Source organism: Mycobacterium sp. E2699, assembly GCF_001666745.1.
Lineage (GTDB): Bacteria > Actinomycetota > Actinomycetes > Mycobacteriales > Mycobacteriaceae > Mycobacterium.
In genome coordinates this window covers 30710-46197 of record NZ_LZJH01000054.1, presented here as the reverse complement: position 1 = coordinate 46197, position 15488 = coordinate 30710, and the positions used below count along the sequence as shown (strand labels likewise).

Annotated in this window: 13 protein-coding genes and 1 pseudogene; 10 read left to right on the top strand and 4 right to left on the bottom strand. The window is 68.4% G+C overall.

The features are described 5' to 3' along the window. The first annotated feature begins 78 nt into the window (after nt 1–78). The 4 genes and pseudogenes from A5696_RS07250 to A5696_RS27600 form a co-directional block, all read left to right on the top strand. Nucleotides 79–1839: an amidohydrolase family protein gene (locus A5696_RS07250; RefSeq protein ID WP_067875621.1), complete on the top strand. Its 1761-nt coding sequence runs from the start codon at nt 79–81 to the stop codon at nt 1837–1839. A gap of 9 nt (nt 1840–1848) precedes the next feature. Next, on the top strand, nt 1849–3201 hold the full coding sequence (locus A5696_RS07245; protein ID WP_067875617.1) for an SRPBCC family protein: 1353 nt from the start codon (nt 1849–1851) through the stop codon (nt 3199–3201). 50 nt (nt 3202–3251) lie between these two features. Next, nucleotides 3252–3632, top strand: a complete 381-nt coding sequence (locus A5696_RS07240; protein ID WP_231964253.1) for a hypothetical protein — start codon at nt 3252–3254, stop codon at nt 3630–3632. A 31-nt stretch (nt 3633–3663) separates the two neighbouring features. Beyond that, nucleotides 3664–3819, top strand: a pseudogene (locus tag A5696_RS27600) (MMPL family transporter); the annotation flags it as partial. Nucleotides 3820–3822: 3 nt separating this feature from the next. On the opposite strand, the gene A5696_RS07235 reads toward A5696_RS27600, so the two are convergent. Further along, nucleotides 3823–5154 (bottom strand): sensor histidine kinase KdpD, encoded by a 1332-nt coding sequence (locus tag A5696_RS07235; RefSeq protein ID WP_067875761.1) that lies wholly within the window; start codon nt 5152–5154, stop codon nt 3823–3825. A 244-nt stretch (nt 5155–5398) separates the two neighbouring features. Here A5696_RS07235 and A5696_RS07230 point away from each other — a divergent pair, with 244 nt between their 5' ends. The 4 genes from A5696_RS07230 to A5696_RS07215 are packed head-to-tail and all read left to right on the top strand — an operon-like array spanning nt 5399 to nt 9468. Beyond that, complete coding sequence (locus A5696_RS07230) at nt 5399–6001, top strand: TetR/AcrR family transcriptional regulator (protein ID WP_067875614.1); 603 nt, start codon at nt 5399–5401, stop codon at nt 5999–6001. A gap of 27 nt (nt 6002–6028) precedes the next feature. Then, nucleotides 6029–7240 (top strand): acyl-CoA dehydrogenase family protein, encoded by a 1212-nt coding sequence (locus tag A5696_RS07225; RefSeq protein ID WP_067875611.1) that lies wholly within the window; start codon nt 6029–6031, stop codon nt 7238–7240. Nucleotides 7241–7286: 46 nt separating this feature from the next. After that, the gene (locus A5696_RS07220; protein ID WP_067875608.1) at nt 7287–8504 is read left to right on the top strand and encodes a GNAT family N-acetyltransferase; all 1218 of its coding nucleotides are present in this window, start codon (nt 7287–7289) and stop codon (nt 8502–8504) included. Nucleotides 8505–8520: 16 nt separating this feature from the next. Continuing rightward, a complete protein-coding gene (locus A5696_RS07215) occupies nt 8521–9468 on the top strand; it encodes an FAD-binding oxidoreductase (protein WP_067875605.1) in 948 nt (315 codons plus the stop codon). A 13-nt stretch (nt 9469–9481) separates the two neighbouring features. Here the strand turns inward: A5696_RS07215 and A5696_RS07210 are convergent, their stop codons facing one another. After that, nucleotides 9482–10732 carry a cytochrome P450 gene (locus A5696_RS07210; RefSeq protein WP_067875602.1) on the bottom strand — a complete coding sequence of 417 codons (1251 nt, stop codon included), beginning with the start codon at nt 10730–10732 and terminating at the stop codon, nt 9482–9484. 274 nt (nt 10733–11006) lie between these two features. Here A5696_RS07210 and ctaD point away from each other — a divergent pair, with 274 nt between their 5' ends. Then, on the top strand, nt 11007–12743 hold the full coding sequence (gene ctaD / locus A5696_RS07205) for a cytochrome c oxidase subunit I (RefSeq protein ID WP_067875599.1): 1737 nt from the start codon (nt 11007–11009) through the stop codon (nt 12741–12743). Between the two features lie 126 nt (nt 12744–12869). Here ctaD and A5696_RS07200 read toward each other — a convergent pair whose 3' ends face one another. Then, a complete protein-coding gene (locus A5696_RS07200) occupies nt 12870–13151 on the bottom strand; it encodes a hypothetical protein (protein ID WP_067875596.1) in 282 nt (93 codons plus the stop codon). Nucleotides 13152–13422: 271 nt separating this feature from the next. On the opposite strand from A5696_RS07200, the gene A5696_RS07195 reads away from it, so the two are divergent. Beyond that, nucleotides 13423–14598 (top strand): MFS transporter, encoded by a 1176-nt coding sequence (locus A5696_RS07195; RefSeq protein ID WP_067875593.1) that lies wholly within the window; start codon nt 13423–13425, stop codon nt 14596–14598. A 1-nt stretch (nt 14599) separates the two neighbouring features. Here A5696_RS07195 and A5696_RS07190 read toward each other — a convergent pair whose 3' ends face one another. Further along, a complete protein-coding gene (locus tag A5696_RS07190) occupies nt 14600–15274 on the bottom strand; it encodes a hypothetical protein (RefSeq protein ID WP_067875590.1) in 675 nt (224 codons plus the stop codon). Between the last annotated feature and the right edge of the window lie 214 nt (nt 15275–15488).

Here is a 15488-nt window from a genome sequence, read left to right as displayed (position 1 = left end):
GTCGTACTTACGCTACGCAGCGTAGCGTAATGCCGCGTGTCTGACGGCGAGACCGCCCGGCGACAAGGAGAGGCCCTCATGTTCGACCTGAAGATCACCGGCGGCACGGTCGTCGACGGCACGGGCGCCGAGCGATACCGCGCCGACGTCGGCATCAAGGACGGCGTGATCGTCGACGTCGTCCGGCGTGGCGCGAGCGACCCCGAGATGGGCGGTGAGGCCGCCGAAACCATCGATGCGACAGGGCATGTGGTGGCCCCCGGCTTCGTCGACATTCACACCCACTACGACGGGCAGGTGAGTTGGGACGGGCTGCTCGAACCGTCCAGCGGTCATGGGGTCACCACGGTGGTCACGGGCAACTGCGGCGTCGGCTTCGCGCCGGTGCGGCCCGGCAGCGAACAGTGGCTGATCGAATTGATGGAAGGCGTCGAGGACATCCCCGGCACGGCCCTGACCGAGGGCATCACGTGGGGCTGGGAGACCTACCCGGAGTACCTCGACGCGATCGGCAAGCAGAAGTTCGCGATCGACGTGGGCAGCCAGGTCGCCCACGGCGCCATCCGCGCCTACGCGATGGGCGAGCGGGGGGCGCGCAACGAACCCGCCACTCCCGAGGACATCGCGGCGATGGGCCGGCTCGTCACCGAAGCGATCGAAGCCGGCGCCCTCGGCTTCTCCACGTCGCGCACGATGGGCCACCGCGCGATGGACGGTGAACCGGTGCCCGGCACCTTCGCCGCCGAGGACGAACTGTTCGGTCTCGGGCGGGCCATGGCCGCCGGCGGCCGGGCCGTGTTCGAGCTGGCCCCGCAGGGGGCCGCGGGCGAGGACATCATCGCCCCGAAGAAGGAGCTCGAGTGGATGCGGCGTCTGGGCGGCGAGATCGACCGGCCGGTGTCGTTCGCCCTCATCCAGGTGGACGCCGACCCGAAGCTGTGGCGCGAGATGTTGGACCTGTCGGCCGACGCCCACGCGTCGGGCAGCCGGTTGTACCCGCAAATCGCCGCGCGTCCGTTCGGCATGATGATCGGCTTCCAGGGCCACCACGGGTTCAGCCACCGGCCCACCTACCGGCGGCTGGCGGCCGAATGCGGCCGCGAGGAGCTCGCGCAGCGGTTGGCCGATCCCGCCGTGAAGGCCGCGATTCTCTCCGAGGACGACCTGCCCGCGGATCCGACGCTGTTGTTCGACGGGATGTTCGCCCTGGTGCAGCACTCACTGCACCGCTTGTACGCGCTCGGCGACCCGCCCGACTACGAGCCCACCCCGGACCGCACCGTCGCCGCGATCGCCAGGGCGCGCGGGGAGGACCCGTTGTCCACCCTCTACGACCTCATGCTCGAGTCGGACGCGACCGCCATGCTGATGCTCCCGCTCTACAACTACGCCGACGGCAACCACGACGCGATCCGTGAGATGATGCTGCACCCCGCCGGGGTGCTCGGGCTGTCCGACGGCGGCGCGCACTGCGGGATGATCTGCGACGCTTCGTATCCCACGTTCCTGTTGACGCACTGGGCGCGCGACCGCCACCGGGGCGACAAGTTGTCGCTGGAGTACGTGATCCGTAAGCAGTCCCGCGACACCGCCCAGCTGTTCGGGCTCACGGATCGCGGCACCATCGAGCCGGGCAAGAAGGCCGACATCAACGTGATCGACCTGGAGGCACTCAGGCTGCACCCCGCGGCGATGGCCTGGGACCTGCCGGCGGGCGGAAACCGGATCTTGCAGCGGGCGAGCGGCTACGCCGCCACGATCGTCAGCGGGACGGTCACCCGGCGCAACGACGCCGACACCGGCGCGCGACCGGGCCGCTTGGTACGCGGAGCCCGCTGAGGGCCGGCCATGGCGACGGCCGCGCGCAATCCGGCCCGCACCCGCGATGAGGACGCGATCGGCACCCCGCCCGAGCGCCCGACGCTGGTGCCGGCGGAGCGCTATTACTCCCCGGAGTTCGCCGCACTCGAGATCGAGCGGATGTGGCCGAAGGTGTGGCAGCTGGCCTGCATGGTCGACCACGTCGCCGAGCCGGGCGACTATTTCGACTACCGCTGCGGCCCGTACGGGGTGCTCATCGTGCGCGGCGACGACGGCGAACTTCGCGCGTTCCAGAACGCCTGTCGCCACCGCGGCAACACGCTGTGTGCGGGCTCGGGGTCGGGGCTGCGCGAACTCAAGTGCGGCTATCACGGCTGGACCTGGGACCTGGCCGGCACGCTCAAGCGGGTGCCCGACCGCAAGGGCTTCGGCTCGCTGCGCATGTCCGACTTTCCGCTGGTGCCGGCCCGGGTCGACACCTGGGAGGGACTGGTCTTCGTCAACCTCGACCCCGGCGCGATGCCGTTGGCCGAGTACCTGGAGGCGGTGCCCGACGACGTCGCCTGGTGCCACCTGAGCGACTTCCGCTGCTACGCCACCCTCACCGTCGACGTCGACGCCAACTGGAAGACGATCGCCGACGGCTACAGCGAGACCTACCACATCCAGACGCTACACCCCGAACTGCTGCGCTGTGTCGACGATATCCATGCGCCACAACAGATTTGGGGCCACACGGGCAAGTCCGACCAGCCCTACGGGGTGCAGAGCCCACGCTTCGACGGTGCGCTCACCGACGAAGAAGTGTGGGACGCCTACGTCTACACGCAGGGCGCGCTGATGGGCACCGCCGAGGGCACGCCGTTCCCCGCCGACGAACGCCGGCCGGGAGAGACGGTCGCCGATTTGATCGCCGCGCGCACGCGCGCCTTCGCGGCCGGCCGCGGGGTGGACCTGGACTGGGCCGACACCGACCGGATCACCCGGCTGCACCAGTACAACGTGTTCCCCAACATGACGCTGCTGGCCAACGCCGACCACCTGACCGTCATGTGCTCGCGCCCCGGACCGGACCCCGATCACGGGGAACTCGTCATGTTCCTGATGACCCGGATGGCCCCGGGCGCGCCGCGCAGCAAACCGACGGATGTGCGCACGACAGCCGGCGAAGCCGAACCGGGCCTGGTGCTCACCCAGGACATCCGCCTGCTCGCCGGCCTGCAGCGCGGCATGCACCAGCCCGGCTTCACCCACCTGGTGCTCTCCAGCGAGGAACGGCGCGTGATCAACATGCACCGAAACCTCGAGCGGTACTTGAATCTCTCCGAAGACATGCCCGGCGCCGCGCGGATGAGCCGCGATGAAAACGCGCCGACGTAATCGCTGTAGACCTCCCGAAAACGGGTATAGGCGAATTAGAATCCCGGCTTGTGACGAGTGCGTCCGACGCTTGGGGCTACGAACGGCGGCAACTCATGCATCAGGTGCAGATGCGATGTCAGGCTCTCGGCCGAAGGCGTGCGCGACGGCTGTGCCACCACTTCGAGCGCGTCGGCGTGCACACCGCTCCCGAGCGGCTCCAACAGATAGTGGCCGGCGCCCCCGTCGCGGACGACGAGGTGACGGATGTCAATTTCGCGTTGATCGCGATGGAACTGAACCGTGAGGCGCGCGGCGCTCGGGTCAAGCGCCTGAAGCGTCAGGGCACCCGATCGCTGATGTTTGCCGGCTTGGTCCTGGTCGTCCTGAACTTCCTGTTCTGCATCGCCTACGTCCTGCTGAACCTGGCCCAGCAGGCCACCCCCATGTGAAAGCTGATCGCCCCGCCTTCCGGCGCCTCAGCTGTTGTTGGACACCCTCGTCGTGCGGGCACTCGTCGTGCCCTCTGTCGTCGCGCTGCTGGGCCGGTGGTTCTTCTGGCCCGGCAACTCGCCCCGTCGCGCCAGCACGACGACGAAAGTGCGAGTCAGGCAACTGGTTTCGGCGGGCCTTGCCTAGGTCTCAGGCTGCCGGGCCGCGGCCGTCGCCCGCGAGCTTGAGCAACAGACGCGTGCCGCCCAGCGGGCTGGCGTGCAGCGCGGCCGAGCCGCCGTGCAATTCGGCCTGCTGGGCGACGAGTGCCAGTCCCAGCCCGGAGCCCGAGCGGGATGCGGTCGACCCGCGGGAGAAGCGGGCGAACACCGCGGTGCGTTCGTCTTCGGGTATGCCCGTGCCGTTGTCGTCGATCGCGATCTCCACGCCGTCGCCGGAACTGCTTACGGTGAGCCGGATTTCGGTCGCACCGCCGTGCTTGACCGCGTTGGCGATGGCATTGTCGATCACCAGTCGCAAGCCGGTGGGCAGCCCCACCATCAGCACCGTGGGCGACGGCACGAGAGACACGTCGACGCCGGGATAGATGCGCAGCGCGTCGTGGGCGGCGCGATCCAGGAGCTCGGTGATGTCGAAGGGCACGAAATCGTCGACGGTGGTCAGCTCCCCCTGGGCCAGCCGTTCGAGCGCCGTCAGCGTCGCCTCGATCCGGCTCTGGGTGCGTATGACGTCGCCGAGCACCTCGTTGCGCTGATCGGGTGGTAACTCCAGGGTGGACAACACCTCGAGGTTGGTACGCATCGCCGTCAGCGGGGTGCGCAGCTCGTGGGAGGCGACGGCGGCGAAGTCGCGGGCCGACTCGAGTGCGGCCTTGGTGCGCTCTTGCTCGTTGCCGATGCGGGCCAGCATGCCCTCGACGGCTTCGGCGATCTCCACGGCCTCGCGCACCCCACGGACTTGCACCTCGTCCGGGCTGGACTGGGCGTTGATGGCGCGCGCCTGCTGCGCCAGCAACAGGAATGGATTGACCATGATCAACGAGATCACCCAGCCGACGAGCACCGTGCCGCCGATGACGCTGCCGCAGATCAACAGCACCCGCAGGTGCAGCTCGTTGATGCGATGTTGAGCCTCGGCCAACGGGGCCGCGAGCGCGATCGAGGCCGGCCCGGCGGTGAAGGTGCGAACCCGGTACTGCACCCCGTTGATGGTGGTGTTGGCGTACCCGTTCGGCAGTTTCGGCAACACGATGTTGCCGGGAACGGACACCGTCACGTCCCCGATGCGCGCGGTGCGGACCAGGTTGCCGTCCGGCATGGGCCGGTCGGAGGTGTCGAGCTGCCCGTTGTTGATCAGTGTGTTGATGTCGCCCAGGCTGGTCACCGAATCCAGGCGGCGGTCGAGCTGGCTGTATTGGTCGTTGGTGACGCCGACCCAGACCCAGGTTCCCAACAGCACGACAAGGGCGATCACCCCGAGCGCGGCGACGATCACGATGGTGCGCAGCGACAGCACCCGCATCGGCAGCCGGACGTGGCCGAGCAAGGGAATGTCGTCCGCCGTCGCCGGGCCCGCACCGGCGGCGCCATGACGGGCGGTGGCTTCCTTGGCCCTGTCCTCCGTCGAGGCGTGGGTCCGAGACGATTGTCCCGTCAGATGCGCCACTCGGTAGCCCTCCGCCCGTCGTGTTGGCCAGTACCAGTTCGGATGCTAGTTCGTCGACCGCCATTTGCGGTCATCCGAGGTGAGTGAGTACTCTCTCACCATGCAGACGTCGGGACGCGGCCGGCTCCTGGCCGAGGCGCTGAAGCTGTTCGCCGCCAAGGGGTACGCGGCGACCTCGGTGGCCGACATCCAGCGGGCGTCCGGCCTGGCGCCCGGTTCGGGCGCGCTGTACAAGCACTTCGGCTCCAAGCGCGAGCTGCTGGAGGCCGCGGTTGCCCACCGGATCGACAGCATCGTGGCGGCGCGGGAGCAGTTCGACGCCGGGGAGCCGGCCAGTGTCGAACAGGCGGTGCGCACCGCGGGCCGCCTGATCTGGGACAACCTGAAACAGAGCGAGGAATTGCTCAGGGTCATGCTGCGCGAGCCCGACGAGCTGGGCGATCTCGACGAGAAGACCTGGCAGGTCATCACCGACAACGCCTATCAGCGTTTCGCCGACGAGCTGGCCGCGTCCAATCGGTCCGGACGCACGCGCATCCCCGATCCCGAGGCGACCGCGGCGGCGGCGATCGGATCGTTGTCCTACGCCGCGACGCTGCAAGCGCTCACCGGGCGCTTGCCAGGGAATATCGATGAAGACCGTTACTTCGAGGCGTGGGTCAACCAGACGTTGAGCGTCCTCGCGCAATACCGAAACCGTTAACTACCAACCGATTTCAGGAGAGAAGCCGTGACATTTTCACTGCAACTGAGCGACGACGTGATCGAGGTGCGCGACTGGGTGCACAAGTTCGCCGCCGACGTGATCCGCCCCGCCGCCTCGGAATGGGATGAGCGCGAAGAAACTCCCTGGCCGGTGATCCAGGAGGCGGCGAAAGTTGGTCTGTACTCCCCCGACTTCTTCGCGCAGCAGGCGGCCGAACCGACGGGCCTGGGCTTTCTCACCACATTCGAGGAAATGTTCTGGGGCGACGCCGGCATCGCGCTGTCCATCCTGGGCACCGGGCTGGCCGCAGCGGCGCTGGCGGGCAACGGAACTCCCGAGCAGCTGGGCCGCTTCCTGCCCGAGATGTTCGGCACCGCCGACGAACCCAAACTCGGGGCGTTCTGTTCGTCGGAGCCGGACGCGGGTTCCGACGTCGGCGCCATCCGCACCCGTGCGCGCTATGACGAGGCGACCGGCGAATGGGTCCTCAACGGCACCAAGACGTGGGCGACCAACGGCGGCATCGCCAACGTGCACATCGTGGTGGCTTCGGTCTATCCCGAACTCGGCACCCGCGGTCAGGCCACCTTCGTCATCCCGCCCGACACCCCCGGGCTGTCGCAGGGCCAGAAGTTCAAGAAGCACGGGATCCGGGCCTCGCACACCGCCGAGGTGGTGCTGGACAACGTGCGGCTCCCCGAGGACACGATTCTGGGCGGCCGCGAGAAGTTCGAGGAGCGCATCGCCCGGGTGAAGTCGGGCGCCTCGTCGCGCGGACAGGCCGCGATGAAGACCTTCGAGCGGACGCGGCCCACCGTCGGCGCGATGGCCGTCGGCGTGGCGCGGGCCGCCTACGAATACGCCCTCGACTATGCCTGCCAGCGCGAGCAATTCGGCCGCAAGATCGGCGAATTCCAGGCCATCGCGTTCAAGCTGGCCGACATGAAGAGCCGCATCGACGCGGCACGCATGTTGGTGTGGCGCGCCGGCTGGATGGCCCGCAACAACCAGAGCTTCGACTCCGCGGAGGGCTCGATGGCCAAGCTGGTCGCCAGCGAGACGGCGGTCTACGTCACCGACGAGGCCATTCAGATCTTGGGCGGCAACGGCTACACCCGTGACTATCCGGTGGAGCGGATGCACCGCGACGCCAAGATCTTCACCATCTTCGAGGGCACGAGCGAGATTCAGCGCCTGGTGATTTCGCGGGCGCTGACCGGCCTGCAGATTCGTTAGCCACCGCGCCGGAGCCGCCGCCGGCGGCGCACGACATGATGGCGGCATGACCACCGACATCCGCATCCTCGACAGCGAGGACGACCTGATCGCCGCGGGCAACGTGTTCCGCGCCGCGATGGTCGGGTTCCCGCCGCTGTCGAACCTGGCGCCCGGCCAGATCAGCACGCTGCTCGAAGCCGGCCGCACGGTCGGGGCCTTCGCCGGCGGCCGGCTGGTCGGCACGGCCGACGCCGTGACGAGCGGGCTCACGCTGCCCGGCGGAGCCGTCGTCGGGCATGCCGCCGTGACCCGCATCGGGGTGCTCCCGTCGTTCACCCGCAAAGGCATCGCCACCGAGCTGATCCGCCATCAGCTGCACGACATCGCCGCGCGGGGCGAGGTGGTCGCGACGCTGCGCGCGTCGGAGGCCACGATCTACGGGCGGTTCGGCTACGGCGTGGCGAGTTCGTCGCAGACGCTGGAGGTCCAGACGGCGCGGGCAACGCTGCGGCCCGGGGTGGGAACCGGCGGCCCGGTGCGACTACTGGACGTCGGTGAGGCGTGGGACGTCCTGCCGCGGATCTACGCCACACACCGCCCGTCCCGCCCGGGAACCATCGACCGCCCGCAGGTGTGGTGGCAGAGCCTCCGGATGCGCACCGAATCCTCGCCGGGCCCTTCGTATGTCGCTGTGTGCGGCGATCCCGGCTCCGAGTCGGGCTTCGCCCGCTACCGCCCGCTCGACACCGAGGCGTGGTTCGTCAGCGACCAGCGCACCATCGCGGTCGAGGACTTCTTCGCGCCCACCCCCGACGCCTACCTCGGGCTGCTGCGCTTCCTGCTCGGGCTCGATCTCATCGACCGCGTGGTGTTTTGGATGCTGCCCGTCGACGATCCGCTGCCCTGGTTGCTCGTCGATCGGCGCGCCGTGCGGGTGACCGCGGTGCGTGACGAAACGTGGCTTCGCGTCATCGACGCCGAAGCGGCGCTGGCCGGGCGCCGATACGCCGGCGACGAGATGGTGACCGTCGCGGTGGATGACCCTCTGCTGCCGCGTAATTCGGCCCGCTTCGCGGTGACGGCTGGCGGCGCAGAACCGACGGACCGACCTGCCCGCCTGCACGCCGGCGTCGAGGGCCTCGCAGCCGTTCTGCTCGGGGGCACCACCTGGCGCAGTCTCGCGGCGGCCGGACTTGTCCGGACCGACGATCCGGCGGCGCTGGCGATCGCCGACCGGTTGTTCGCCGTGGCCGACGCGCCGCACGCGGGATTCTTTTTCTGAGCGCGGGGGGACCAACGTGATCGTGATCGTAGGCGCGGGGATATGCGGGCTCGCGACCGCCTACGAGCTGTCGCGGCGCGGCCGGGACGCCGTGGTGTTCGAGCGTGGCGAACCGTTCGGCGAGCAATCCGCCGGGCTGGCAAGGATTTTCCGCATCGCGCATCGGCGCACGATGCTGTGCACGCTCGCGCTGCGGGCTCGCGATGGCTGGCGGCGTTGGGAATCCGAGTTGGGCGCCGGGCGCCTGCTCGGCACGGAGGGCTTCATCGCCGCAGGCGCCGGCGATGACATCGTCGCGGCGATGGACGAAGCCGGCGCCCCCTTCTCGTGGCTTGACCGATCCGAGATCGCCTCGCGCATACCGTTTGTGGCGGCGCCCTGGGACGGCGGGGTGTTCGATCCGCTGGGCGGCAGCCTGCGTATCCGCCGGGCGCTCGTCGCCCTGGCCCGGCGCGTCGTCGTCAAGCGCGGCGAGGTGGTGCGGGTGTCCGACGACGGCGAGACGACGCTTGCGGACGGCACCGTCGTGCAGGCGGACCGCGTCCTGGTTTGCGCCGGAGTGCAGACCCCGGTGCTGTTCGGCCCGCTCGGGTTCGAATTCGCCCCACACACCCGGTTCACCTACGAGGGCGCCGACGCGACCGGCACGGCCTGCTTGTCGGCGCCCGAGGGCTACGGATTGCCGCTCGGCAGCACCGGCCGCTGGGCGTTCGGGCAGGAGGAGCCGGACCCCGTCACCGTGCGCGCGCTGTTCCCGACGCTCTCGCCGGTGGGCCGGGTGGACTGCGTGACGGTTCGCGCCCCGTGGCTCGACCCGGGCGGCGACGGCTGGACCATTGCACGGCGCGGCCGCGTCGTCGCGTTCGCCGGTAGCAACCTGATGAAGTTCGGGCCGCTGCTGGGCGAGCTGCTCGCACGGGCGGTGCTGCAAGATGCGCTGCCCGACGAGCTGGTTCTCACGTGAACAACCTCCGGATTCACTTCAGCGAGTAGCGAATCGGAAGGTGCTTGAGGCCACCGACGAAAGTGGTGGCCATCAGCTCCGGCGCACCGGCCAGCTCGATCGACTTGATGCGGGGGACCAGCTCGGAGAAGAAGCTGTTGATCTCCATCCGCGCCAGGGCGGCGCCCAGGCAGAAATGCACCCCGTAGCCGAACGACAGGTGCTTGTTGGGATCGCGGCCGACGTCGAACCGGAACGGGTCGGTGAACACGTCCTCGTCCCGGTTGGCCGAAACATAGGACAGCAGAACCGATTCGCCCTTCGCGACCGGCACCCCGCGCACCTCGGTGTCGGCCTGCGCGGTGCGCATGAACTCCTTGACCGGCACCACCCAGCGGATCATCTCCTCGACCGCGGTGCCCATCAGGCCCATGTCCTGTTGCAGCCGCGCCAGCTCACCGGGGCTCTCCAGCAGCGCCAGCATGCCACCGGCGATCCCGGCGCTGGTGGTGTCGTGGCCCGCGCTGGCCACGATCACGTAGTAGGACGCGGTATCCATGTCCGACAACGGCTCACCGTCGATCCTGGCGTTGGCGATCGCCGAGGCCAGATCTTCGGTCGGATGCTCGCGGCGCGACGCGGTCAGCGCGGCGAAGTAGTTGAAGAAGTCCAGCAGCACGGCCAGGATGTCCTCGGTGGAGTTGCCCCGCTGGAACTCGGTGTCGTCACCGCCGAACATCTCCTGGGTGAGCTTGAGCATTCGCGGGAAGTCGGACTCCGGCAACCCCAGTAGCGACAGGATCACATAGAGCGGGTAGTTGACGGCGACCTCCTGGACGAAGTCGCACTCGGGCCCCTTCTGGACCATCTTGTCGACGTAGATCTTGGCCAGCTCATCGACGCGACACTTCAAGTCCCGCATCACCTTCGGCCTGAACCAGTCGGCGCCGATCTTTCGCATGTCGCGGTGGTGGGGGTCGTCCATGTGGATCAGCGTGCGCAGGCCGATGCCGGCGTCCATCTGGGCGCGCAGCACGTCCTCGCCCTCAGAGACCATCAACAGCGGCCGCGGATAGTTGGTGAACAAGTCGTTCTGCCGCTCGATGTCCATGATGTCGGCGTGCTTGGTGATCGCCCAGAACGGCTTGTAACCCTCGACATCGACCCAGGAGACCGGGGCGTGGGCGCGGAGATGGGTCAGCGCCCGGTGTAGCCGCGTCTCGTCGGCGTAGGCCGATGGATCCGCCAGAAGCCGTGCGGCCTCGTCCATGATCCGGGTGCTCATACGGTTCTCCTCGGGTGCGGTTGCCGATCCAGGGGTGTCGGCCTCTCCGAACTGGAGATGATCGCCGCGCGGGTTGATGTTCGTCTTTCGCGGGCCCGGCAGTCAACACCGCACCTGAGGGTGCTCCGAAGTTGGCTGCGAGTTGGGAAGGCTTCCCTTCCCGCGGTGTGCCAGGCAGAAAGCGCACGGAGTTAGGGACGTTTGGCCCTAGGTTCGCCGACCGCCGCCTCGGATACTTGGACGGCCAGTTTGCCAGGCCCTTGGGAGGTAGCACGTGACCGCTGAAGCACCGCCGGCCGCCCACCTCGAAGCTCGCCGGCCGTTTCCGGCGCGCACGGGCCCCAAGGGCAGCCTGCTCTACAAGCTGATCACCACGACCGATCACAAGATGATCGGCATCATGTATTGCGTCGCGTGCTTCATCTTCTTCTTCATCGGCGGCCTGCTGGCGCTGTTGATGCGGACCGAGTTGGCCGCCCCCGGCCTGCAATTCTTGTCGAATGAGCAGTACAACCAGCTGTTCACCATGCACGGCGGCATCATGCTGCTGTTCTACGCCACGCCGATCGTATTCGGCTTCGCCAACCTGGTGCTGCCGCTGCAGATCGGCGCCCCCGACGTGGCGTTCCCGCGGCTGAATGCCCTCTCATTCTGGCTGTTTCTGTTCGGCGGGCTCATCGTGGCGTCCGGGTTCATCACCCCGGGCGGGGCCGCGGACTTCGGCTGGACCTTCTACACCCCGCTGAGCGACGCGGTCCACTCACCTGGGGCCGGTGGCGACCTGTGGATCACGGGCATCATCGTCGCCGGGCTGGGAACCATCCTGGGCGCGGTCAACATGATCACCACCGTCGTCTGCATGCGCGCCCCCGGCATGACGATGTTCCGGATGCCGATCTTCACCTGGAACATCCTGGTCACCAGTGTGCTTGTCCTGATTGTCTTTCCGTTGCTGACCGCCGCGCTGTTCGGTCTGGCAGCCGACCGCCACCTCGGCGCGCACGTCTACGACGCGGCCAACGGCGGCGTGATCCTGTTTCAGCACCTGTTCTGGTTCTTCGGCCACCCCGAGGTCTACGTCATCGCGCTGCCGTTCTTCGGCATCGTCAGCGAGATCATCCCGGTGTTCTCCCGCAAGCCGATCTTCGGTTACACCACGCTGGTGTACGCGACGCTGGCGATCGCCGCGCTCTCGGTCGCGGTATGGGCCCACCACATGTACGCCACCGGAGCCGTTCTCCTGCCGTTCTTTTCGTTCATGACGTATCTGATCGCGGTGCCCACCGGGATCAAGTTCTTCAACTGGATAGGCACGATGTGGAAGGGCCAGCTGACCTTCGAGACGCCGATGCTGTTCACGCTCGGCTTCATGGTCACCTTCCTGCTCGGCGGCCTGACCGGCGTGCTGCTGGCCAGCCCGCCGCTGGACTTCCACATCAGCGATACCTATTTCGTGGTCGCGCACTTCCACTACACGCTGTTCGGCACCATCGTGTTCGCCACTTATGCGGGCATCTACTTCTGGTTCCCGAAGATGACCGGCCGGCTGCTGGACGAGCGGCTGGGCAAGCTGCACTTCTGGTTGACCCTCATCGGTTTCCACACCACGTTCCTGGTGCAGCACTGGCTGGGCGACATGGGCATGCCGCGCCGCTACGCCGACTACCTGCCCACCGACGGGTTCCAGACCCTCAACGCGGTGTCCACCACCGGGGCGTTCATTCTCGGTGTTTCGGTGCTGCCGTTCGTATGGAACGTGTTCAAGAGCTGGCGGTTCGGCGAACCGGTGCTGGTCGACGACCCGTGGGGCCACGGCAACTCGCTGGAATGGGCGACCAGCTGCCCACCGCCGCGGCACAACTTCACCGAGCTGCCCCGGATCCGTTCCGAGCGGCCGGCTTTCGAGTTGCACTACCCGCACATGGTCGAACGGATGCGCGCCGAAGCGCACGCCGGCCGCCGGCGACACGAGACCGTGCCTGCGGAAGCGGAGCCGGTGCCGCCGCTGTAGACGCATCGGCGGGATGGCGGCGCGGGCAACGCCGAAACACAAGCGCACCAAGGGTATCCAGGCCGCGATCCGCGCTTGTCATACCGCGCCGGCCGATACTCGGCCCGGGTAGTGGCTACCGGGCCGTCAGCCGTGGGGAGCCTCGGAGATCTTGGAGTCCGGCTTGCCCAGCGTCTGGCACCACGTCGTGGCCGACAACCGCGTTGCGGAGATCTCCACGCCGGTGGGGTCAGCGCCGCTCTTGTCCTTGAGCATCTTGCTGACCTCATCGTTCTGCTTCTTTTCGTCCTGCGTGGTGAAGTCTTTGCACTTGGTGTCGCCGCCGGTGTTGATCACCTGTGAGGCAGAACACGCGCCGGAGCACAGCGCGGCGAGCGCAATCGTGGCCGCCGCGATTTGCTTCATCATTTGCCCTCCTGGTGTCGCAGTGCGGTATCTGTACACCAAACCGGCTCATTTCAAACCTCACTTGCGCTTTGCACCGGCAACCGGCGCGTTTGCAGGGCGGAGAGGCAGCGGGTGCAGGGGGTGCATTGTGCCGCTCGGCGGGAATAACTCCGTAGGCCGCCGTGTCCAATACCTTTCGTCGCCCGCCCGCGCTCGTAGAACCCAGGGGAGGAAGCCCGTGCTCTCGTCGAAAGCGCCGACCGGTCCGGCAAGCCGACCGCGCTCGGCGTCGATGACGCCGGCCCAGGCCGCGGGCGTACGTGCGACGTTCGCCGGCGTCTTGGCGCTGTTGCTGGCAACGGGTTGGGTCGCGAATCACTTCGTCGCGTTGATGCCGTTGATCAGCGTCCGGCAACACCTCGACGCGGCCCGGCTCGACGCGATCTTCGCGATTTACGCGCTGGGGTTGTTGCCCGGACTGCTGGTCGGCGGGCGGGTGTCCGACGCGCTCGGCCGCCGGGCGGTGGCGCTGGCGGGCGCGACGGCCGCCCTGATCGGGACGTTGGCGATGCTGCTCTCGCAGCACCCCGACGTGCTCCTGGTGGGCCGGCTGGTCGTGGGAATCGGCGTGGGTCTCTTGATGAGTTCCTGCACCGCGTGGGCCTCCGATTTGAAGGGCCCGGCGGGGGCGGCCGCCGCCGGAGCGGTGCTGCTCGCGGGCTTCGCCATCGGGCCGTTCGCCGCCGGTCTGATCGCGCTGGCCGGCCAATCCGGCATCCGGTGGTCGTTCGGGCTGGCCGCCGTCCTCGTCGTGGCGGCGATGTTTTTCTCGGTCGTGGCGGTGCGCCGCGGAAGCGCATCCGGACCGGCAACGGCGCATGACTGGGAGCCGTCGGCCGCGGCGCCACAGGGAACCGCCCGGGCGCTGAGTTGGGCCTTGCCGTTGGCGCCCTGGGTGTTCGCCTCGGCGACGCTGGGATTCATCACGATCCCCGGCCGGGTGCACACCGGTCTGGCGGCGCCGTTGGCGGCGGGCACCGCGACGCTGATAGTCAACGGCGTGAGCGGGCTCATCCAGATCGCTGGACGCGCGCTTCGCTGGGGGCCACACGCCGGTACCGCGGGCGCGGCGCTGGCCGCGCTCGGTTACGCGGTGACCGCCGTGACCCCGCAGGCCATCTCACTGCCACTGGGCCTGGCGCTGTTCGTGGTGTTGGGATGCGCATCGGGCCTTTGTCTGCGCGAGGGCTTGATCGATCTCGAAGCCGCGGCGCCGCGACGCCTCCGCGGAGCGCTCGTCGGGGTGTTCTACGTGGTGACCTACATCGGCTTCGCCCTACCACTGATACTGACCACAGTCGGGTCTGTGGTCTCGGCGGTGGTCCTCTCCAGCATGTCGGCGCTCGCGCTGGTGACAGCGGTGACGCGGGCCGTGCGCCTGCGCCGAGACGATCACCGTCAGAACTGATTCAGGTTGTCAACTCCAACGCCGCCGCTATCCCCCGCTGTCGCATGGCACCGGCGGCCGGCGCCGGGGCGTTGCTGACAACGCTCAACCCGGCCAGACGACGCCACGAGCGGATGGCGTTGCGCGTGACCGCCACGACAGGGGCCGCACCCGAACTGCCGATTGCCAGTCTGTGCGCGCGCAGGGCGTTGCCGGTGACGGCATCGAGCGTGTCCCAATCGTCGGTCTCGACGAACGCGGTCGACTGGTATGCGGCCCGGACGGCATACCGCTCGGCGCACACGGGGAGCGCCCTGCCGATCGCTCGCGCGGCCTGGGCAGCGCCGTCCCAGGCGGCTATCGGCGGTGTCTCGCCGGGGCTGAGCCGTTGACGCAGCTCGGCGATCGCCCAGATCGCCTCGGCCGCCGCGCCGTCGGCGTACCGGACGACGCCCCAGGGTGGGCTGATCAGCAGTTTGGTCACCCAAGCGTGAGTGACGGCGGCTGAGACCTCCGCGGTTCCGACCGTCAACCATCCCAGGTCGAGCACGGTAAGGCTGTCTTGCGGCGACAAATAGCCGTCAGGCCCGGCCAGCAGGTCGTTGCACTGCTGCACGAAGGATGCCAACGGGCGGGCCGAAGTCGCCGGGAAGTCGGTGACCTCCTCGTCGCCCTCGATGTATGAGATCGCGTTCATGGCGCACCCTCTACCCGATCCCCGCTGGTGTGATCCCCGGGCCAGTCGCAGGGGGTAGGTGATGCGGTCGAGGTCCATTTCGCTTGGTCCCTATGGGTTTTCGACAAGGCCGCCGCTGCGGGGTCGCTTCGGGCGGCGCGACGAAGACCAGTCTATGCCAACTGACATCCTCACTCGTCTCGACACGGCGGGGTTGCCGCCGGTCAACCCACAC

Excerpts from the sequence above, each read along its gene's own strand:
- A5696_RS07220 (WP_067875608.1), top strand. The coding sequence starts at position 7,287 with ATGACCACCGACATCCGCATCCTCGACAGCGAGGACGACCTGATCGCC.
- A5696_RS07190 (WP_067875590.1), bottom strand. The coding sequence starts at position 15,274 with ATGAACGCGATCTCATACATCGAGGGCGACGAGGAGGTCACCGACTTC.
- A5696_RS07200 (WP_067875596.1), bottom strand. The coding sequence starts at position 13,151 with ATGATGAAGCAAATCGCGGCGGCCACGATTGCGCTCGCCGCGCTGTGC.
- A5696_RS07250 (WP_067875621.1), top strand. The coding sequence starts at position 79 with ATGTTCGACCTGAAGATCACCGGCGGCACGGTCGTCGACGGCACGGGC.
- A5696_RS07230 (WP_067875614.1), top strand. The coding sequence starts at position 5,399 with ATGCAGACGTCGGGACGCGGCCGGCTCCTGGCCGAGGCGCTGAAGCTG.
- A5696_RS07195 (WP_067875593.1), top strand. The coding sequence starts at position 13,423 with ATGACGCCGGCCCAGGCCGCGGGCGTACGTGCGACGTTCGCCGGCGTC.
- A5696_RS07210 (WP_067875602.1), bottom strand. The coding sequence starts at position 10,732 with ATGAGCACCCGGATCATGGACGAGGCCGCACGGCTTCTGGCGGATCCA.
- A5696_RS07235 (WP_067875761.1), bottom strand. The coding sequence starts at position 5,154 with ATGCGGGTGCTGTCGCTGCGCACCATCGTGATCGTCGCCGCGCTCGGG.
- A5696_RS07245 (WP_067875617.1), top strand. The coding sequence starts at position 1,849 with ATGGCGACGGCCGCGCGCAATCCGGCCCGCACCCGCGATGAGGACGCG.